This is a genomic window from Streptomyces sp. NBC_00090 (genome assembly GCF_045160815.1).
In the GTDB taxonomy this organism is placed as follows: Bacteria; Actinomycetota; Actinomycetes; order Streptomycetales; family Streptomycetaceae; genus Streptomyces.
Genome location: NZ_CP108224.1, coordinates 1,998,428 through 2,017,808, shown reverse-complemented (window position 1 = coordinate 2,017,808; position 19,381 = coordinate 1,998,428). Strand labels below are relative to the sequence as shown.

Annotated in this window: 16 protein-coding genes; 9 read left to right on the top strand and 7 right to left on the bottom strand. The window is 73.0% G+C overall.

Going from position 1 to position 19,381, the window contains the following annotated elements; genetic code table 11:
* Positions 1-364: 364 nt before the first annotated feature.
* Positions 365-1,171 carry an SGNH/GDSL hydrolase family protein gene (locus OG361_RS08845; RefSeq protein ID WP_405852787.1) on the top strand — a complete coding sequence of 269 codons (807 nt, stop codon included), beginning with the start codon at positions 365-367 and terminating at the stop codon, positions 1,169-1,171.
* On the opposite strand, the gene OG361_RS08840 is transcribed toward OG361_RS08845, so the two are convergent.
* Positions 1,155-2,189 (bottom strand): serine/threonine-protein kinase, encoded by a 1,035-nt coding sequence (locus tag OG361_RS08840; RefSeq protein ID WP_405852786.1) that lies wholly within the window; start codon positions 2,187-2,189, stop codon positions 1,155-1,157. The two genes, OG361_RS08845 and OG361_RS08840, sit on opposite strands and share 17 nt — an antisense overlap.
* 312 nt (positions 2,190-2,501) lie before the next feature.
* Between OG361_RS08840 and OG361_RS08835 the strand changes: the two genes are divergently transcribed.
* Positions 2,502-2,774 (top strand): hypothetical protein, encoded by a 273-nt coding sequence (locus OG361_RS08835; RefSeq protein WP_041662193.1) that lies wholly within the window; start codon positions 2,502-2,504, stop codon positions 2,772-2,774.
* A 164-nt stretch (positions 2,775-2,938) separates the two neighbouring features.
* On the opposite strand, the gene OG361_RS08830 is transcribed toward OG361_RS08835, so the two are convergent.
* The 3 genes from OG361_RS08830 to OG361_RS08820 all read right to left on the bottom strand — a co-directional run bounded on the left by OG361_RS08830 (position 2,939) and on the right by OG361_RS08820 (position 5,939).
* Positions 2,939-4,135 carry a CaiB/BaiF CoA transferase family protein gene (locus tag OG361_RS08830; RefSeq protein ID WP_405852784.1) on the bottom strand — a complete coding sequence of 399 codons (1,197 nt, stop codon included), beginning with the start codon at positions 4,133-4,135 and terminating at the stop codon, positions 2,939-2,941.
* 92 nt (positions 4,136-4,227) lie between these two features.
* A complete protein-coding gene (locus tag OG361_RS08825) occupies positions 4,228-5,004 on the bottom strand; it encodes an ABC transporter permease (RefSeq protein WP_405852783.1) in 777 nt (258 codons plus the stop codon).
* Positions 5,001-5,939, bottom strand: a complete 939-nt coding sequence (locus tag OG361_RS08820; RefSeq protein ID WP_405852782.1) for an ATP-binding cassette domain-containing protein — start codon at positions 5,937-5,939, stop codon at positions 5,001-5,003. Before OG361_RS08820 ends, OG361_RS08825 begins: the two co-directional genes overlap by 4 nt.
* Positions 5,940-6,002: 63 nt before the next feature.
* Here OG361_RS08820 and OG361_RS08815 point away from each other — a divergent pair, with 63 nt between their 5' ends.
* Positions 6,003-6,740: a TetR/AcrR family transcriptional regulator gene (locus OG361_RS08815; protein ID WP_405852781.1), complete on the top strand. Its 738-nt coding sequence runs from the start codon at positions 6,003-6,005 to the stop codon at positions 6,738-6,740.
* 63 nt (positions 6,741-6,803) lie between these two features.
* Here the strand turns inward: OG361_RS08815 and OG361_RS08810 are convergent, their stop codons facing one another.
* From OG361_RS08810 to hmgA, 3 genes are read right to left on the bottom strand one after another with little or no spacing between them, the layout of a single operon-like run.
* Positions 6,804-8,027: a type ISP restriction/modification enzyme gene (locus OG361_RS08810; RefSeq protein WP_405852780.1), complete on the bottom strand. Its 1,224-nt coding sequence runs from the start codon at positions 8,025-8,027 to the stop codon at positions 6,804-6,806.
* A 14-nt stretch (positions 8,028-8,041) separates the two neighbouring features.
* Positions 8,042-8,791 (bottom strand): GntR family transcriptional regulator, encoded by a 750-nt coding sequence (locus OG361_RS08805; RefSeq protein ID WP_384571001.1) that lies wholly within the window; start codon positions 8,789-8,791, stop codon positions 8,042-8,044.
* A 40-nt stretch (positions 8,792-8,831) separates the two neighbouring features.
* Positions 8,832-10,145, bottom strand: coding sequence for a homogentisate 1,2-dioxygenase (gene hmgA, locus OG361_RS08800; protein WP_405852779.1), 1,314 nt, complete (start codon positions 10,143-10,145; stop codon positions 8,832-8,834).
* 171 nt (positions 10,146-10,316) lie between these two features.
* On the opposite strand from hmgA, the gene OG361_RS08795 reads away from it, so the two are divergent.
* The 6 genes from OG361_RS08795 to OG361_RS08770 all read left to right on the top strand — a co-directional run bounded on the left by OG361_RS08795 (position 10,317) and on the right by OG361_RS08770 (position 19,327).
* Positions 10,317-12,407: a right-handed parallel beta-helix repeat-containing protein gene (locus OG361_RS08795; protein WP_405852778.1), complete on the top strand. Its 2,091-nt coding sequence runs from the start codon at positions 10,317-10,319 to the stop codon at positions 12,405-12,407.
* Positions 12,404-13,243, top strand: a complete 840-nt coding sequence (locus OG361_RS08790) for a hypothetical protein (RefSeq protein ID WP_405852777.1) — start codon at positions 12,404-12,406, stop codon at positions 13,241-13,243. The genes OG361_RS08795 and OG361_RS08790 overlap by 4 nt, the downstream gene beginning before the upstream one ends.
* A complete protein-coding gene (locus OG361_RS08785) occupies positions 13,240-14,553 on the top strand; it encodes a hypothetical protein (RefSeq protein WP_405852776.1) in 1,314 nt (437 codons plus the stop codon). Before OG361_RS08790 ends, OG361_RS08785 begins: the two co-directional genes overlap by 4 nt.
* A gap of 19 nt (positions 14,554-14,572) precedes the next feature.
* On the top strand, positions 14,573-15,325 hold the full coding sequence (locus tag OG361_RS08780) for a TetR family transcriptional regulator (protein ID WP_405852775.1): 753 nt from the start codon (positions 14,573-14,575) through the stop codon (positions 15,323-15,325).
* 169 nt (positions 15,326-15,494) lie between these two features.
* Positions 15,495-17,696, top strand: coding sequence for a molybdopterin oxidoreductase family protein (locus OG361_RS08775; protein ID WP_405852774.1), 2,202 nt, complete (start codon positions 15,495-15,497; stop codon positions 17,694-17,696).
* 227 nt (positions 17,697-17,923) lie between these two features.
* On the top strand, positions 17,924-19,327 hold the full coding sequence (locus OG361_RS08770) for a CitMHS family transporter (RefSeq protein WP_405852773.1): 1,404 nt from the start codon (positions 17,924-17,926) through the stop codon (positions 19,325-19,327).
* Positions 19,328-19,381 lie beyond the last annotated feature (54 nt).

Below are 19,381 nucleotides of genomic sequence, written 5' to 3'. Positions count from 1 at the left end.
ATTGATGAATGGGACTGTATGGCAAGTCCCGGATCGATGGCCTGCTTTTCCGCAGTTTGGCGAAGCTTCATCGGTCAGATGTGCAAGTGTCCCGGTCGGATTCGATCAATCCGTTTGCACGCAGGGAACAGTGAGACGGGATCACACTTCTGTGCATTGTTGTGTGAATGTGTCGCGACCTCGTTCGATCGCTCGCCGGGAGCGGAAGTTCCGCTTCCCGTAGTGGCTTGATCTCGACGGTCACCACTGGAGGATCGCTGCAGAAACACTGGAGTTCACCCCTAGTTTTGACATGAACACTTCCGGTGCGGCGGATCCGATGCTACTACCTGGTAGCGCAGAGATCCTGCTACAGGGAGGTTCCATGAGACTGTCCCGATTCACGTCCCTTTCGTCCTCGCTCCTGCTCGGTGCCGTCCTCGCCCTCACCGGGGCGAGCGCCGCGCAGGCGGCCGAAGCCGCCGCTCTCGACTATGTGGCGCTGGGTGATTCGTACTCCTCCGGGGTCGGCGCCGGCAGCTACGACAGCGCCAGCGGCGACTGCAAGCGCTCCACGAAGGCGTTTCCGGTCCTCTGGAAGAACGCCAACGCCCCCTCGTCCTTCGCGTTCACCGCCTGCTCGGGCGCCCGAACGGGTGATGTGACCGCCAATCAGCTCGGCCCCCTCTCGGCCGCCACAGACCTGGTCTCCATCACGATCGGGGGAAATGACGCCGGTTTCGCCGACGTCATGACGACCTGTGTGCTGGAGTCCGAGGCCACCTGCCTCAGCCGTGTGAATCAAGCCAAGGCGTACGTGGACTCCACGCTGCCCGGCAAGCTCGACTCCGTCTACACGGCCATCAGGACCAAGGCGCCGGCCGCCCAGGTCGTCGTCCTCGGCTACCCGCGCTTCTACAAGCTGGGCGGCAGCTGCATCGCCGGCCTGAGCGAGAACGAGCGGAGCGCCATCAACGGCGCCTCCGACTACCTCAACGCGGCCGTCGCCAAGCGCGCGGCCGACCACGGCTACACCTTCGCCAGTGTCGTCCCGTCCTTCACCGGCCATGAGATCTGCTCCGGCTCCGCCTGGCTGCACAGCGTCAACTGGCTCAACATCGGGGAGTCGTACCACCCGACCGCCTCCGGACAGTCGGGCGGCTACCTGCCCTCCTTCAACGGCGCGGTGTAGCGGAGGGCCCGTCGCCCGTGCCCGTGGCGCCGGGACCGGCCGGAGCGGTGCTCGTGACCCCGCCCGGACCGGGCCCGGTGCCCGGTTCCTCGTCCCGTACGAAGTGGTACGTCAGCGCCCCCGCGATCAGCAGGGCCCCGGCGAGCCCGGCCGCGAGGACCGGGCCCCGGCGGGGCCCGCGCCGCCGTGGCACCCGTGCCCCGTCGCTCGGCGTCGCCGAACTCCCGGCGTCCCGGGGCCCGTTCCCGTCAACACCGACAGCATCGGACACGCCGTCGTCACTGTGGTCCCTGCTGTTTCCTTCTTTCGAGGCGGAAGGGGGCGTCCGAGTGGATCCCGCGCCCCGTGCCCGGTTCGTGGGCCCCCCGGCCATCCGCCGCAGCTCCCGCTCGACCTGATCCACCGTCGGGCGCGACTCCGGGTCCTCGCTCCGCAGCCCCTCGATCACGGAGTCGAGCGGTCCGGACCGGCCCGCCACGGCCGCGTGGAGGAGCGCCCCGAGGGAGCCCGACTCCGCCCCGGGGTCCTCCTCCGGCTCGGCGTCGGTTCCCGTGCCGAACCCGGTGACCACCACCCGCCCGTCGTTCGCGAGCAGGACGTGCCCCGGTTCCACGCCCCGATGGCGGACACCCGCCTCCCGCGCCGCCCGGAGCGCGGCGAGGACCTCGACGCCGACGCGTGCGGCCTCGGGCGGGGGCAGCGGATCGCCGGCCTCCAGGGTCTCGGCGAGGGTGAGGCCGCGGACCAGTTCCATGACCACCCACGGCCGGCCGTCCTCGGTGGCCACCCCGTGCACCGTCGCCACCGAGGGGTGGGAGATCCGGGCGGCCGCCCGCGCCTCGCGCTCCAGGCGTGCGTACAGCAGGGGGACTTCGTCGGCCGGGAGTCCGGCCGGCGCGCGGAACTCCTTGAGTGCGACCTCCTGGACGCGCGTCTCGTCGAGGGCGCGCCAGACGGTGCCCGTCGCCCCCTCCGCGAGAACGTCCAGAAGCCGGTAACGACCCGCGATCACCGTCATGGATCCACGGTAACCGAGCGGTGTCCGCCTGACTCCGTTCCGTACGGGAAACGGCGCTGAACGATCTTGGTGGCGGAGATCACACCGGCCTCCGTGTCCCGAGGTCGGAGCCCCGGGTGCAGGATGGTTCGTGACGGTTCGGCAGGTGTTCGAGAGCTGTCCAACTCGCCCTGGAATCAGATGGATTCACACAGTCACCGTCAACCCTCGTACGAGTGCGGTGAATCCCGGCGGCGGGATACACGAGTGTGGCAGTGGAGCGATAGGGTTAACCTGCCCGGGCCGGGTGCCCTTGTACGGGTGGGGAGTGACATGGAACAGATAGCAATGCGCAGCAGGCCGCGAGTGCCTGCCATCACCTGCGGGAGCAGCGCGACCAGTTCGCGGCTCGACCGCCATCTCGCGGTGCTCGGCGGCCCCGCCGTGCCCCAGCGTGAGGTGGCCGAGGCGACGCTGCTGATGCGGGAACTGACGACACGTACGCCGGAGGCGCCGGTGCACGGCCACCGCAGCCGCAGCGCGCGGGTCTCGCTCTTCGCTCCGCTCCGCCGACTGCGTCGCTCGCTCTTCGGCACGCGCCACTAGGGGCCGGGGGCCGGGCCGCGTACCCCGAGGTGCCCGCCCGCTTCCGCCCGCCCGCCCGTACGACTCCGCTCGCGACTTCGCCGGACGTGTCCCCACCCGTCCGGCGATCGGTCGTTCCCGTGTCCGCCCGTGTGCACCACGCCCCGCGCCCCATGCCGTGACCGTCAGGCGATCACACCCGCGCCTCTGAGCTCCTTCACCTCCGCCTCGGACACCCCGAGCTGCCCGAGGACCTCGTCCGTGTCCTGCCCGAGGGCCGGGATCCGGTCCATCCGCGCTTCCGGCGCGTCCGGGAAGACGATGGGCGGCAGCAGCGAACGCAGTGGCCCGACCGGGGAGTCCACGTCCCTCCAGCGGTCACGGGCCGTCAGCTGGGGATGGTCGGCGAGCTGCGCCACCGAGTTGAGCCGGGCGCAGGCGACGCCCGCCGCGTCGAGACGGGCCAGCGCCTCCGGGGCCGTCAGCGGGGCCAGTGCCTCCGCCACCACAGCGTCCGTCGCCCCGCGCCCGGCGACCCGTGCCGTGTTCGTCGCGAAGGCCGGGTCCTCGGCCAGCTCGGGGCGGCCGAGGACGTGTTCGGCGAGCCGCCGCCACTCGCGGTCGTTCTGCACGGAGAGCAGCACCAGACCCCCGTCGGCCGTCGGATAGGCGTCGTAGGGGGCGATCACCGCGTGCGCGAGCCCCGTTCGCGCCGGGGCCGTGCTTCCGTGCGACCCGTGGTGCAGCGGATGCCCCATCCACTCGGCCAGCGAGTCGAGCAGGGAGACCTCCACGGGGCCGCCGCGCCCGGTCGTGGCGCGCCGCACCAGGGCGGCGAGGACGCCCGAGAAGGCGTACATCCCCGCCGCGATGTCGGCCGCCGGGATCCCCGACTTCACCGGCCGGTCCGGGGTCCCGGTCACCGAGACGAGGCCCGCCTCGCACTGGACGAGCATGTCGTACGCCCGCCTGTGCGCGTACGGGCCGGTCGCCCCGTAGCCCGAGACGTCCACGGCGATCAGTTTCGGGTGTGCGGCGCAGAGCGTGGCGGCGTCGAGGCCCAGCCGGGCGGCGGCGCCCTGCGCCAGGTTCTGTACGAAGACGTCGGCGCCGGCCACGAGACGCCGGACGAGCGCCAGACCCCGCGGGTCCTTGAGATCGACCGCCACCGACTCCTTGCCGCGGTTGCACCACACGAAGTGCGAGGCGAGACCCCGGGCGGCCGTGTCGTACCCCCGGGCGAAGTCCCCGCCGTCGGGGCGCTCGATCTTGACGACGCGGGCGCCGAGGTCCGCGAGCTGCCGGGTGGCGAAGGGGGCGGCGACGGCCTGCTCGACGGCGACGACCGTGACCCCTTCGAGGGGGAGTGGCTGAGTGCTCATGACAGCCCTGCCTACCCTGCCGGGCCGCCCCTGTCATCAGGGGATGCGTCACGCCGGGGCCGGTCCGGGGCGCGCGCCCGCGACCGCGGCGCTCAGCGGCGCGCGTAGCGGCGGACCGCGAGCGGCGCGAAGAGCGCGATCAGGGCCAGCGACCAGAGCAGCGCCCCGGCCACCGGGTGCGCCACCGGCCAGGCCGCGTCCGCCGGTACGGGCGCGTTGCCGAAGAGCTTCCGTACCGCCGTCGTGACCGCCGAGATCGGGTTCCACTCGGCGACCGTCCGCAGCCACCCCGGCATGCCGTCCGTCGGGATGTACGCGTTCGAGAGCAGCGGCAGCATGAAGGTGGCGCTGCCCAGCTGGCCGGCCGCCTCCTCGCTCTGCGAGGCCAGGCCGAGCAGGATGCCGATCCAGGTCGTCGCGAAGCGGAAGAGGAGCAGCAGTCCGAAGGCGCCCAGGGCCTCCAGGGCCGTGCCCTCGATCCGCCAGCCCATGGCGAGGCCGACGAGGATCAGCGGGACCGTGCCGACCGCGCTCGCCACCAGGTCGGCGAGCGCCTGTCCGAGGGGGACCGCGGCCCGGCTCACGGGCATGGTCCGGAACCGGTCCATGACGCCCCGGTGCGAGTCCTGCGCGGCCTGGAACATGCCCGTCATCAGCCCGCCGGCCGCTGTCGCCACGAGCATGCCGGGGACCAGGTAGGCCCGGTACTCCGCGCCCGGCATGGCGAGCGCGCTGCCGAAGACGTACCCGAAGAAGAGGAGGAAGACGATCGGCATCGTCTGGGTCATGACGGTGATGGCCGGCGCGTGCCGGATCCGCTGGAGATGGCGGCCGAGGACGGCGGTCCCGTCGTGCACGAGGGCGCTCACGCGACGAGCTCCTTCCGGTCGGTGAGGCGCAGGAACACCTCGTCGAGGGTGGGCGGACGCAGGGACGCGTCGACGATGTGGACCCCGGCCGCGTCGATCTCGCGGACGATCCGGGGGAGGGTGAGGGTGGTGTCCGCGGTCACCGCGCCGACCGTGCGCCGCTCGGCGTCGAGGGCCGGGATCCCGCCGGTGAGCCGGTCGAGGACGGCCGCGGCCGCGTCGAGGAGCGAGGGGTCGGCGACGACGACCTCGGCGTAGTTGCCGATGAGCGCCTTGAGCTCGGCCGGTGTGCCGTGCTGGGCGACCCGTCCCTCGTCGATCAGGACGATGTCGTCGGCGAGCTGGTCGGCCTCCTCCAGGTACTGCGTGGTCAGCAGCACGGTCGTGCCCTCGGACGCCAGCTCCCGTACGGCGTCCCGGATCCCGTTCCGGCTGTGCGGGTCGAGTCCGGTCGTCGGCTCGTCGAGGAAGAGGACGTCCGGCCGGACGAGGAGGCTCGCGGCCAGGTCGAGCCGGCGCCGCATCCCGCCCGAGTACGTGCGCGCGGGCCGGCCGGCCGCCGCGCTCAGGCCGAACCGCTCCAGAAGTTCGTCGGCGCGGGAGCGCGGGGCGCGCAGCAGCCTGGCGAAGAGCCGCAGGTTCTCCGCGCCGGTCAGATCGCCGTCGACCGAGGCGTACTGGCCGGTGACCGCGATCTTCCGGCGCACCCCCGCCGGGTCGCGCACCACGTCGTGCCCGGCGACCCGCGCGCTGCCCGCGTCGGGCGCGACCAGGGTGGTGAGCACCCGGACGGCGGTGGTCTTGCCGGCGCCGTTGGGGCCGAGGACGCCGCAGACCGTGCCCTCGGGGACGGCCAGGTCGAGCCCGCGCAGGGCGTGGACCTCCCCGTACCGCTTCTGCAGACCCTCACTAAGTACAGCGTACGTAGTCGTCATGGCGCGACCATACCCCACTACGTACGGTGTACGTAACTAGCATGGGGAGCGAGGTGATGATCCATGGCGGGCCGAGCGGCCGAACCGGAAGTGATCTGGGCGCGGCCCGAGCGCGCGGGCCGCGGCCCGAAGCCGGCGTACAGCAGGAGCGACATCGTGGCCGCCGCGGTGCGCATCGCCGACGCCGACGGCATCGACGCGGTCTCGATGCGCCGCATCGCCGGCGACATCGGCTGCGGCACGATGTCGCTCTACAACTACGTCCCGCGCAAGGAGGACCTGTACGAGCTGATGGTCGACGCCGTCAGCGCCGAGTACGAACTCCCCGACCCGCCCGGCACGTCCGGCGGCGACTGGCGCGCGGACATGCTCGACATGGGACGCCAGGCGCGCGGCATCCTGCAGCGCCACCCCTGGGTGATCCGGCTGATGACCACCGGCTACGCCTACGGCCCCAACGCCCTGCGGTTCCTGGAGCACTGCCTCGGCTGCCTGGACGGCCTCGACCTGCCCGGCGGCACCAAGATGGAGCTGATCGCGAGCGTCAACGGCACGGTGATGACCATCGTCGCCAACGAGATCGCCCTCGCCGAGCGCGCCCGCTCCCTGCCCTGGTCCGGCGAGCAGGAGCAGGCCGTCCGCGCCGCCTATCTGATGCGGCAGATCGCCGGCGGCGGCTACCCCCGGCTGGCCGCCGTCCTGGCCGGGGCCGGGGTCGAACCCCTCGACCCCGAGGAGATCTTCGAGCGGACCCTGCGGCGGGTGCTCGACTCCTTCGTCCCCGGGACGGCGCCCGCCTGAGAAGCCTCCGGACGCCGCCGGGCGCCGCTGGGGCCTGTCCGGCGGATCAGGGTCGGACAGGCCCTAGAGCAGCGCGAACTGGCCCTCCGGGCCCTCCTCCTGATGGTCCAGTACGGACGCGGGGCGGCGGGCCCGGTCCGGCACCGGGAGCACCCCCGCCGCCCGCAGGTCCTCCCGGGACACGGTGCGGGCCGCCGTGAAGGCGGCGCGCTCCGGCTCCCGCGCGCCGAGCAGCGCCAGGACCGTCACCAGTTCGAGCAGCTCCGAGGTCCACTCCTGGGGCCAGGCGGCCGGCCCGAGCGCCTCCAGGGAGCCGGGCTCCGCCGGCGCGGTCCGGTGCGCGAACCACTGCTCCAGGACGCGCACCCCGCCGACCCGGAACTCCCAGGCCTCCGCCGGTACGGGGGAGATCCGGCCCTCGTCGAGGCACAGGGCCTCCTCGCCCGCGTCGTACGTCATCGCCCCGGGCCGCTCCGGGACCGCCGCCCGCACGTAGGGGCGGCGCCCGCCCGGCAGCCTCGGCTTCGACCCGCTCAGGGCGCCCCGCAGCTGCACGTCGGCGAGCTCCCGGCCGAGCGCCACGCCCGCCGCCCACGCCGCCGGTCCTTCCGGGCCGTCCGGGAGCGGGACGCGGCACCCGGCGGGGGAGGGGCGAGCCGCCGCCAGGGTCCAGGCGAGCCACTCCCGTGCGTCGACCTCGTGCCCGTACCGCTCCGAGAGGAAGGGCAGCAGGCCGGGGGCGAGGTTGGGCTCCGAGCCCCCGGGGCGCCGGAACAGCGGGCGGATCCGGCCCGGCCGGCCGGCGGGGGACCGCCCCTCGGGCAGTACGGCCGTCACCAGGAGCGCCGGTCCGGCCGCCCCCGGCACGTACCCCTGCTCGACGGCGAAGACCTGCGGCTCCCCTGCGACCCGCCACAGCTCCGGGCGTGCGGTGTCGATGAGCCGGTGGTCCGGGAGCAGCCACTGCTCGTCGAACGGGCCGTGCGCCACGCGGACCGGCGTCGGGCACGGGCCCGACTCACGGGCGAAGCGCACGGTCCCGGTGCGCTGCCCGGGCAGCGCCGCCACCGCGCTCGACGGGGTCCGCGCCCGGCTCGGCCGGAAGAGCGCCTCGCGCTCGGCCCCCTCGGCGGCCGTCAGCCGGTCCCAGCGGGCCCGCAGGGTCCGCCGGTCCGGCGCCACGATCCACGAACGCCCGAAGCGCAGCGGCGCGACGGACCACGGCATGAGCTCGTCGAGGAGGGGCGGATCGTCGTCCGCTCCGGGCGCTGTCGTCACGCCCCGCATGCTAACCAGCGCTGTCAGTGCGCCTCCACCGTGACGGTGAAGGAGAACCGGTCGCCGCGGTACCGGATGCGGGCCACGTCGACGACCCGGCCGTCCGCGTCGTAGGTCACGCCGGTGTAGTGCAGGATCGGCGAGAGCAGCGGGACCTGGAGCAGGCCCGCCGTCTCCGGGTCGGCGAGGCGGGCCTCGACCGTGTCCGTGATGCGGCTGATCCGCACCCCGACCACGTCCCGCAGCACCTTCGTCATCGGCCAGCGCTCCAGATCGGCCGGGTCGATCGCGGCGGCGAGCTCCGGCCGCACCGCGTTCTCCACCCAGTTGGTGGGCTCGCCGCTCTCCCCGTCACAGCGCAGCCGCCGGTACGCCACGACCTCCGTCACGTCCGGGAAGTACTCGGTGAGCTCGCCCGGCACCGGCTCGGCGCCGTGCCCGAGGACCGTCGTCCGCTCGCCCGACTGCTGGGCCACGATCGCGTCGATCGAGCCGAGCAGCCGGCGAGGGGTGGAGCGGCGGGCGCCCGGCTCGATGAAGGTGCCGCGCCGCCGGTGCCGGCTGATCAGCCCCTCCTCTTCCAGTTCCTTGAGGGCCTGGCGCATGGTCAGCACGCTCACGCCGTAGTGGGCGGCGAGCTGCTCCTCGGTGGGCAGCCGCAGCGAGGCGTCGGGCGTGCGGCCCAGTATCGAGGCGCGCAGCGACTGCGAGACCTGATACCAGAGCGGCAGCTTGCGGTTCAGGACCAGCGAGTCGGGAGCGAAGGCGGTCACGGGTTCTCCGTACGAAGGCTACGGGCTTACGGCCAGGACACTACGGCCGGAAGTGGCGCTCCAGACCCTGCCATACGTCGTCGTACCCCTTCTGCAGATGGTCGGCGTTCGCGGCCTGCGGGGTCGCGGTCACCGGCCAGCGGGTCTCGAACATGAAGGCAAGGCCGTCGTCGATCCTCTGCGGCCGGAGCTCGGCGGCGCTGGCCCTGTCGAAGGTCTCCCGGTCGGGGCCGTGCGCGGACATCATGTTGTGCAGCGAGCCGCCGCCGGGTACAAAGCCCTCGGCCTTGGCGTCGTACGCGCCCTCGATGAGGCCCATGTACTCGCTCATCACGTTGCGGTGGAAGTACGGCGGGCGGAAGGTGTCCTCGCCGACGAGCCAGCGCGGGGCGAAGACCACGAAGTCGACGCCCGCGAGCCCCGGGGTGTCGGACGGCGCCGTGAGGACCGTGAAGATCGACGGGTCGGGGTGGTCGTAGGAGATCGTCCCGATGACGTTGAAGCGCCGCAGGTCGTAGACGTACGGGGTGTGGTTGCCGTGCCAGGCGACGACGTCGAGCGGGGAGTGGCCGTAGGTCGCCGACCAGAGGTGGCCGCAGTACTTGTTGACCACCTCGACCGGCCCCTCGACGTCCTCGTAGGCGGCGACGGGGGCCCGGAAGTCGCGGGCGTTGGCCAGGCCGTTGGCGCCGATCGGGCCGAGGTCGGGGAGCTGGAAGGGGGCCCCGTAGTTCTCGCAGACGTAGCCGCGGGCGGTCTCGTCGAGGAGCTCGACGCGGAAACGGACGCCGCGGGGGATCAGCGCGACCTCGCCGGGGTGGGCGGCGAGCAGGCCGAGCTCGGTGCGGAGGAGGAGGCCGCCGCGCTCGGGGACGATCAGGAGCTCGCCGTCGGCGTCGCCGAAGACCCGCTCCATCGAGGCGTTCGCGTGGTAGAGGTGCACGGCCATGCCGGTGCGCTGCGTCGCGTCGCCGTTGCCGCCGAGGGTCCACAGGCCGGCGAGCCAGTCGGTGCCGGGGGCCGGCTCGGGAAGCGGGTTCCAGCGCAGCCGGTTGGGGTCGGGCACGGTCTCGGTGAAGGGGGCGCCGCGCAGCGCGCCGTCGTCGATCCGGGTGAACGGCGGGTGTGCGGCCGAGGGGCGGATCCGGTAGAGCCAGGAGCGGCGGTTGTGCGCCCGCGGCTCGGTGAAGGCGCTGCCGCTGAGCTGCTCGGCGTAGAGGCCGAGGGGTGCGCGCTGCGGTGAGTTGCGGCCGTGCGGCAGCGCGCCGGGGACCGCCTCCGAGCTGTGCTCGTTGCCGAACCCGGTGCTGTAGGTGAGCGCCTCGGCCGTTTTCCTGGCCTGCTCCGTGGTCATCGCCCGCTCCTGTCCTGAGCCCACAAGGGAATCCTGTAATCCTATGGATGACCGTAGGATTCCGCGCGGCTCCCGTCAACGGGGCGCCGGTGGAAGGTGTCGTCAATTGATCTCCACCGATCTCTGCGCGAGGGGGTCAGAAAAGATGAACAATGCTCTACTCTCACGCGCATGTCCTGGACCCGAAGGTTCGTCCTCGCGCTCTCGGTCGTGCTCGCGGCCCTCGCCGCAGCCCTGCTCACCGCCCCGGGGGCCCAGGCCCACGAGGAGCGGCCCGTCACCTTCCCCGACGGCTCCGGCAGCGTGCCGAAGCTCCGCACGGGCGAACCCGACCTCCTCGTCTGCAAGACCGACCGGGCGGACTTCACCCGCCGGATATCCGGCTTCCCCGCCCCGCTCAAGGCCCGCAACCTCGCCCTCCTCGACCGCTGCGCCCGGGACGGCTACCGCCATCTCCAGCAGGCCGTCGACGCCGTCGACCGGCCGGGGATGACGATCGCGGTCCTCCCCGGCCTCTACGAGGAGGAGCCCTCGCTGCCCGTGCCCACCGGCACGTGCGCCGCGCTCAAGGCCCCCAGGTCCTCGTTCGGCTACCAGATCCTCAGCTACGAGCAGCAGCGGCAGTGCCCGCACAACCAGAACCTGGTCGCGATCCTCGGCAAGAAGAACCTTCAGATCGAGGGCACCGGCGCCTCCCGGGCGGACGTCGTCTTCGACGCCAAGTACCAGAAGCTCAACGCCATCCGGGCCGACCGGTCCGACGGCGTCTACTTCCGCAACTTCACCGCCCAGCGCACCACCTTCAACTCGCTGTACGTGCTCGCCGCCGACGGCTTCGTCATCGACGACGTCCTCACCCGCTGGAACGACGAGTACGGCTTCCTCACGTTCGCCTCCGACCACGGCCTCTACAAGAACTGCGAGTCCTACGGCAACGGCGACTCCGGCATCTACCCCGGCTCGGCCTCGAACATCAACGACGGCCGCGGCTACGACGTACCCCGCTACTCCATCGAGATCACCGGCTGCCGCAGCCACCACAACATGGTCGGCTACTCCGGCACCGCCGGGGACTCGGTCTGGGTCCACGACAACGAGTTCGACCACAACATGGGCGGCGCCTCCATGGACTCCGCCTTCCCCGGCCACCCCGGACTGCCCCAGAACCACGCCCGCTTCGAACGCAACCTGATCCACGACAACAACCAGAACTACTACCCGTACGTAGCCGACGGCACCTGCGCCAAGCCGCCCGTCGAGCGCGGTTACGAGCAGGGCGTCGTCTGCCCCCAGATCTCCATGCCGCCCGGCACCGGGATCATCACCGCCGGCGGCAACTGGAACCTCTACGAGGACAACTGGGTGTACGGCCACCAGCGCACCGCCTTCTACCTGAACGCCGTCCCCGCCTTCATCCGCGGCGAGTCCGCCTGGGGCAAGCAGACCGACACCTCCCACCACAACCGCTACGCCGCCAACCACCTCGGCGTCGACCGGGCCGGCAACTCCCGTCCCAACCGCACCGACGTCTGGTGGGACGGCCAGGGCAGCGGCAACTGCTGGCAGACCGACGCCGGCGCCGCCAGCCCCGGCGCCCTGCCCGGCTGCGGAGCCCGCCGCGGCGACGTCTCCGGGAACACCGACCGTCTCGTCGGCGAACCCGTGAAGCTCGCCCAGCTCCTCGTCTGCGCCGACTACAGCGTCCAGGCGCGCCGCCTCCCGGCGGGTTGCGACTGGTACGGCGCCCGCGGCCTCCAGCGCGTCGAGACCCAGCTCGCCCTCGGCAGCGCCCTCATCCTCGCCCTGACCGGTCTCGCCCTGTGGTGGCGCCGCCTGCGCGGCCACCGACTCGCGGGCGTGGCCACCCTCATCGGCCTCGCGGGCCTGGCCCTCGACGTGGCCGGCTCGACCCTCGCCCTCACCCCGACCGTCGTCCCCGCCCTCGCGCTGCTGCTCACCGGCGTGTGGTGGACCCTCATCGGCCTGGCCCTGCGGCCCACCCGCCCGGTCTTCGCCTGGACCACCTTGGCCCTCGGCGTCCTCACCCTGCTCGACGCCTTCGACAAGGCGGTCCTGATGGTCCCGGGCATCCCTCTGAGCCCCGCCTGGTTCCGCCTGCTGCTCGGCGTCGTCTGGGTGCTCTGGGCAGTGATCGCGGCCGGCACCCGTACGTCCCGGGCAGTGGACGAGGAGTCCGGCGGCGACGCCGAGCCCGAGCCCGTCTCCGTCGACGCCCGGCCGCGTGAGGAGGGGACGGCGTGACGCGCCCCCGCGGGGCAGCGGCGCCCCTCCTCTCCCTGGCGCTCGTCCTGGCCGCCACGCTGTCCCTCGCGGGCTGCGCCGACCGGCCCACCACCCACCACAACCCCGGTACCAGCCACCAGGAGGCCACCGGGAGCAGCGGTACCCTGCTCCCCGCCCGCGACGAGGCCGGCCACCGGCTGCGGGAGGTCCCCGCCGCGACCGCGCCCACCGTCCGGGTCGAGACCAGGCCCGACACGGAGGGCGGCTGGAACGTCCACCTCACGGTGGAGAGGTTCCGCTTCACCCCGGACAGCACCGGCGGCGCCGCCCTCCCCGGCCGCGGCCACGCCCGTCTCCTGGTCGACGGCCGGGAGACCGCCCGCCTCTACGGCGCCTGGGGGTACGTACCGCCCGGCGCCCGCACCCTGACCGTCCGCCTCCACGCGGACGACCACACCGTCTGGGCCGTCGCCGGCGCCCCCGTCCAGGCCACCGTCCGCCTGGACGGCGCCCCCGCCGACTCCGCCCCGCCGAGCCCCCGTCCCTCCGGCACCGCCACTCCGGCCCCGCCGAGCCCCCGTCCGTCCGACACCGGCCGGACCGTCACCCTCACCATCACCGGAAAGACCGTCCAACCACCCCCCTCCCGCATCGAGTTGAAGAAGGGCGAGCGCCTCACCCTCCGTGTCACCGGCGACCGCGCCGACACCCTCCACGTGCACGGCTACGACCGCGAACTCGCCCTCTCTCCCGGCATCCCCGCCACCCTCACCCTCACCGCCGACCGCACCGGCCTCTTCGAGGTCGAGACCCACGAGTCCGGACTCCTCCTGACCCAACTCGTCGTCCGGTGACCGGCGTCCCGGTCCCCGTCCCCGGCCTCCCGCTCGCCCCGACGTCCGGCCTCCCGCTGGCCCATGGCGTCGGCTCGCAGCACGACCTCCCCCTCTCGCCCTTCTACGCCTACGCGGGCGCCTTCGCCGCGCTCCTCGTCTCCTTCCTCGCCCTCGGGCTGCTCTGGTCCTCCTCCCGCTTCCGCGGCGATCGGGCCGGACGCCCCCTACCGGCGGCGGTCCAGCGGGTGGCCGACGCGCCGGCCACCCGCACCACCCTCCGGCTCCTCGGCGCCGCCCTCGCCCTGCTCTTCCTCGCCCACCTCCTCCTCGGTCCCGACGACCCGGACCACAACCCCGCGCCGGGCGCCCTCTACGTCCTCCTCTGGGTCGGACTCGTCCCCGCCTCCCTCCTCCTCGGCCCCGTCTGGCGCCTCCTCACCCCCCTGCGCGCCCTCCACGCCCTCCGCCCGCCGCGGAGTCCGCGCCCCCTTCCCGCCGCACTCGGCATCCGCCCTGCCGCCGTCGGACTCCTCGCCTTCACCTGGCTCGAACTCGTCGCCCCCGACAACACCTCCACCACCACCCTCCTCATCGCCCTCGCCGTCCACAGCGCCGTCCAGCTCCTCGGTGCCGCCCGCCACGGCGAACGCTGGTTCGCCCACGCCGACCCCTTCGAGGTCTACTCCTCCCTCCTCGCCCGGCTCTCACCGCTCGGCCGCCGCGCCGACGGCCGTCTGGTCCTTCGCTCCCCCTTCCACAGCCTCGACTCCACCCCGCAGATACCCGGCCTCGTCGCCACCGTCTGCGTCCTCCTCGGCTCCACCGCCTACGACGGCCTCTCCGACAACCCCCGCTGGATCACCACCCTCCAGACCTCCTCCCTCGGCCCCACCGCCACCGCCACGCTCGGCCTGCTCGCCGCCGTCGCCCTGGCCGCCGCCTGCTACGGGCTCTGCGCGGGCGCCCTCCGCCTCATGGACCGCACCCTCACCACCCCCCTCACCTCCTTCGCGCACTCGCTCCTGCCCATCGCCCTCGGCTATCTCGTCGCCCACTACTTCTCGCTCTTCGTCACCGAAGGACCACGTACAGTCATCATGGCAGCGGGCACTGACAACGCCCTCGCATCCGCCCCACCACTGGGTCCCGGCGGCCTCGCGACCCTCCAGGTCGCCGCGATCGTCACCGGTCACGTCCTCGGTGTCGTCGCCGCCCACGACCGGTCCGTCCGGCTCTTCCCGCCGGCCCGGGCAGTCGCGGGCCAACTGCCGCTGTTCGTCCTGATGATCGCGTACACCCTCGGAGGCATCGGCCTGCTCATCGCCTGACCCCGACCGGAGCGGCATCATGGTCCCCGTGCCCCAGACCCGTCCGAAGACCCCGCCGGCGCTCCGCCGCACCCCCGTCCAGCAGCGCAGCGCCGAGCGGCTCGCCCGGATCCTCGACGCCTGCGCCGTGCTCCTCGACGAGACCGGCTACGAGCAGCTGAGCACCCGTGCCGTCGCCGCCCGCGCGGGAGTCCCCATCGGCTCCGTCTACCGCTTCTTCGGCAACAAGCGGGCGATGGTCGCCGCCCTCGCCCACCGCAACCTCGACGAGTACGCCGAGCGGATCTCCGTCCGCTTCGCGGCGACGCCCCTCCTCGACGCGTACGGGGCCATCGACGGCGTCCTCGACGAGTTCATCGCGATGAAGCGGACCGTCCCCGGCTTCGCGCTCGTCGACTTCGGAGTGCCGGCCGCCGCACCCGGCGAGACGGTGGCGGGGGTCAGGGCGGCCGAGCCCGGGGAGGCGGTGGCGGAGGGCGCCGGGGAAGCCGGGGAAGCCGGGGAAACGGGGGAGGTCGGGGAAGCGGGGGTCGTGGCCGAGGAGGCCGTCGAGGACCCCAACCGCCTCGTCGCCGAGCGGCTCTGCGGCCTGCTCGCCACCCACCTCGGCCGTACCGCCGACGAGGCACTGCACCGCAAGGTCCTCGTCGGCGTCGAGACCGCCGACGCCCTCGTCCGGCTCGCCTTCCGTACGGACCCCGAGGGCGATCCGGCGCTGGTCGACGAGACCCGCCTGCTCCTCTACGCGTATCTGGCGCCCTCGCTCTCGTAGCGCCCCCACGCGCCCCTGCCGCACACCGCCCCCGCACACCGCCCCGTACACCGCCCCGTACACCCCTCCCGTACACCGACCCCGCGCACCCCTCCCGCACGTGCCTACTGGTCGGTATGCTCGGCGCCACCCGATGCCGCCCCGTGCCCCGCCGCCCCAGGGAGACGCCATGACCACCGCCTCGCGCATCTGCCCCCTCTGCGAAGCGACCTGCGGACTGACCCTGACGATCGACGGCTCCCGGGTCACCGGGGCACGCGGAGACCGCGAGGACGTCTTCAGTCAGGGGTTCGTCTGCCCCAAGGGCGCCGCCTTCCCCGAGGTCGACGCCGACCCGGACCGGCTCCGAGGCCCGCTGGTCCGCAAGGACGGCAGGCTCCAGCAGGCGACCTGGGCCGAGGCGTTCGACACGATCGCCGCCAGGATCCGTCCCCTGATCGAGGAGTACGGGCCGGACTCCGTGGGTATCGTCCTCGGCAACCCCAATGTGCACACGATGGCCGGCGCTCTCTACCCGCCCCTGCTCATCGGCGCGTTGCGCACGCGGAACCTCTTCACCGCGTCCACGCTCGACCAGATGCCCAAGCACGTCTCCAGCGGCCTGCTGTTCGGGGACCCCTTCGCCGTGCCCGTGCCGGACCTCGACCGCACCGACCACCTCCTGATCCTCGGCGCCAACCCGCTGGACTCCAACGGCAGTCTGTGCACCGCCCCCGACTTCCCCGGCCGGCTCAAGGCGCTGCGCCGGCGCGGCGGCACCCTCACCGTCGTCGACCCCCGGCGCACCCGTACCGCGCGCCTCGCCGACCGTCACGTCGCCATCCGCCCCGGCGCCGACGCGCTGCTCCTCGCCGCCCTCGTCCACACCCTCTTCGACGAGGGACTCGCCGACCTCGGCCCGCTCGCCGCCCGCGTCGAAGGGGTCGAGGAGGTCCGGGCGGCGGTGGGGGAGTTCAGCCCCGAAGCCGTCGCCGCCGCCTGCGACGTGGACGCCGCCACCATCCGTACGCTCGCCCGCGACCTCGCCGCCGCCCCCTCCGCCGCCGTCTACGGGCGGATGGGCAGCTCCACCGTGGAGTACGGCACCCTCGGCAACTGGCTCGTCGACGTCCTCAACGTCCTCACCGGCAACCTCGACCGGCCCGGGGGCGCCCTCTTCCCGCTCTCCGCCACTGCCCCCGCCCCGCGCCCGCCCGGCCCCGGCAGGGGCTTCGCCCTCGGCCGTCGGCACAGCAGGGTCTCGCACCACCCCGAGGCCAAGGGGGAGTTGCCGCTGGTCGCGCTCGCCGAGGAGATCGAGACGCCGGGGGACGGACGCATCCGGGCGGTGATCACCGTCGCCGCCAACCCCGTCCTCTCCGCGCCCGACGGAAACCGCCTCGACGCGGCCCTCGGCTCCCTCGACCTCATGGTCGCCGTCGACCCGTACCTCAACGAGACCACCCGCCACGCCGACGTCCTCCTGCCCCCGCCGCCGCCCTCCCGCAGCGCCCACTTCGACTTCGCCTTCAACGGCCTCGCCGTTCGTGACCAGGCCCGCTACACCCCCGCCGTCATCCCTCTCGAAGCCGACGGCATGGACGAGTGCGAGATCCACGCCCGGCTGATCCTCGCCGTCTCCGGCATGCACGGCGCCCCGCCGTCCGCCGTCGACGAGCTCGCCATCGACACGACCCTCGCCAAGGCCGTGACCCAGGAGCACTCGCCGGCGTACGGCGCCGATCCCAAGGAGTTCGCGGCCCGGCTCACCGGCGACACCGGACCCGAGCGCCGGCTCGACCTGATGCTCCGCCTCGGACCGTACGGACTCACCCTCGACGAGCTGCGGGCGCACCCGCACGGCATCGACCTCGGCCCGCTCAAGCCGCGCCTCCCGCAGGTGCTCAGGACCCGCAGCGGGCGGATCGAGCTCTTCCCCGCGCCCCTCGCCGCCGATCTGCCCCGGCTGCGCGCCGCGCTCCACGCCGTACCCGCCCCGGGCACCCTCCAGCTGGTCGGACGCCGCCACCTGCGCTCGAACAACAGCTGGCTGCACAACACCCCCGCCCTGGGCGGAGGCTCGAACCGGTGCACCCTCCAGGTGCACCCCGAGGACGCGGCCCGGCTACGGCTGGCCGACGGCGACCTCGCCCGGGTCACCGGGGAGGGCGGCGCGCTCGACGTGCCCGTGGAGGTCACCGACGGCGTGCGCCCGGGCGTGGTGAGCCTTCCGCACGGCTGGGGGCACGACCGGCCGGGCACCCGGCTCTCCGTGGCCGCCGTCCGCCCCGGAGTCAACGTCAACCAGCTCCTCGACGGCTCCCGGATCGACCCCCTCTCCGGCACCGCCGTCCTCAACGGCTTCCCGGTCGAGGTGGCACCCCTCGGCTAGCCCCCTCCAGTGCCCCGGCCGGCACCTTGGCTGGCACCCGGGTCGACACCCCGGCCAGCACCCCGGCCGACGCTTCGGTCGGCACCCCGACCGCGACCTCGGCTCTGACCTGGGGTTTTGCTCGTATTGCTCACGCGTCAACATCTTGTTAACGGCGGAAGAGGACACCTACCGTCATCCGGACCGCCGCTCGGCGGCAGTTCAAGGGTGAACGTGAGGTGTCCTCCATGCTGACCGTCCTCGGCTTCGCCATGATCGCGACCTTCCTGGTGCTGATCATGATGAAAAAGATGTCGCCGATCGCGGCACTCGTGCTGATCCCCGCGCTCTTCTGCGTCGCGGTCGGGCAGGGGGCCCAGCTCGGCGACTACGTCATCGAGGGGGTCGGCAAGCTGGCGCCGACCGCCGCGATGCTGATGTTCGCGATCGTCTACTTCGGCGTCATGATCGACGTCGGCCTCTTCGACCCGATCGTCCGGGGCATCCTGCGCTTCTGCAAGGCCGACCCCGTCCGCGTCGTCGTGGGTACGGCGGTGCTCGCCGCGATCGTCTCCCTGGACGGCGACGGCTCCACCACCTTCATGATCACCGTCTCGGCGATGTATCCGCTCTACAAGCGGCTCGGCATGAGCCTGGTCGTCATGACCGGCGTCGCCGCCACCGCCAACGGCGTCATGAACACCCTGCCCTGGGGCGGCCCCACCGCCCGCGCCGCGACCGCGCTCAAGCTGGACGCCGCCGACATCTTCGTCCCGATGATCCCCGCGCTCGGCATGGGCCTGCTCTTCGTCTTCGCCCTGGCGTACGTCCTCGGGCGCCGCGAGCGCAGGCGCATCGGCTACCTCACGCTCGACGAGGCCCTGGTGCCGGAGACCGGGACCGTGCTGGTCGCGGCCGGCGGCGGAGCGGGTACGGACGCGTCGAAGAAGCCGGTCGGCGGCTCCGGTGCCGAGGCGGACGCGGGTGAGGGCGCGAGCGACGGCGACGGTTTCCAGGGGCTCGACCCGAACCGGGCGACGCTCCGGCCCAGGCTGTACTGGTTCAACGCCGGTCTGACGCTCGTGCTGCTCACCGCGATGATCCTCGAACTGCTGCCGATCCCGGTCCTCTTCCTGCTCGGCGCGGCTCTCGCGCTCACCGTCAACTACCCGAACATGGCGGAGCAGAAGGCCCGGATCGCCGCCCACGCGGAGAACGTCCTCAACGTCTCGGGCATGGTCTTCGCCGCCGCCGTCTTCACCGGTGTCCTCACCGGTACGGGCATGGTCAAGCACATGGCCGACTGGCTCGTCGGGGCGATCCCCGAGGGCATGGGGCCGCACATGGCCCTGGTCACCGGTGTCCTGAGCCTCCCACTGACGTACTTCATGTCGAACGACGGCTTCTACTTCGGCGTGCTGCCGGTCCTCGCGGAGGCGGGCGCGGCCCACGGCGTGTCGCCGCTGGAGATCGCCAGGGCCTCCCTGGTCGGCCAGGCGCTGCACATGTCGAGCCCGCTGGTGCCGGCGGTGTACGTCCTCGTCGGCATGGCGAAGGTGGAGTTCGGCGACCACACCAAGTTCACGGTGAAGTGGGCGGCCCTGACCTCGCTGGTCGTCCTCGCGTCGGGGATCCTCTTCGGCATCATCTGAGCCGGGCCGCCCTGACCCGGCCCTGTCCCGTGTGGCGACGGGGAGTGGGCCGGA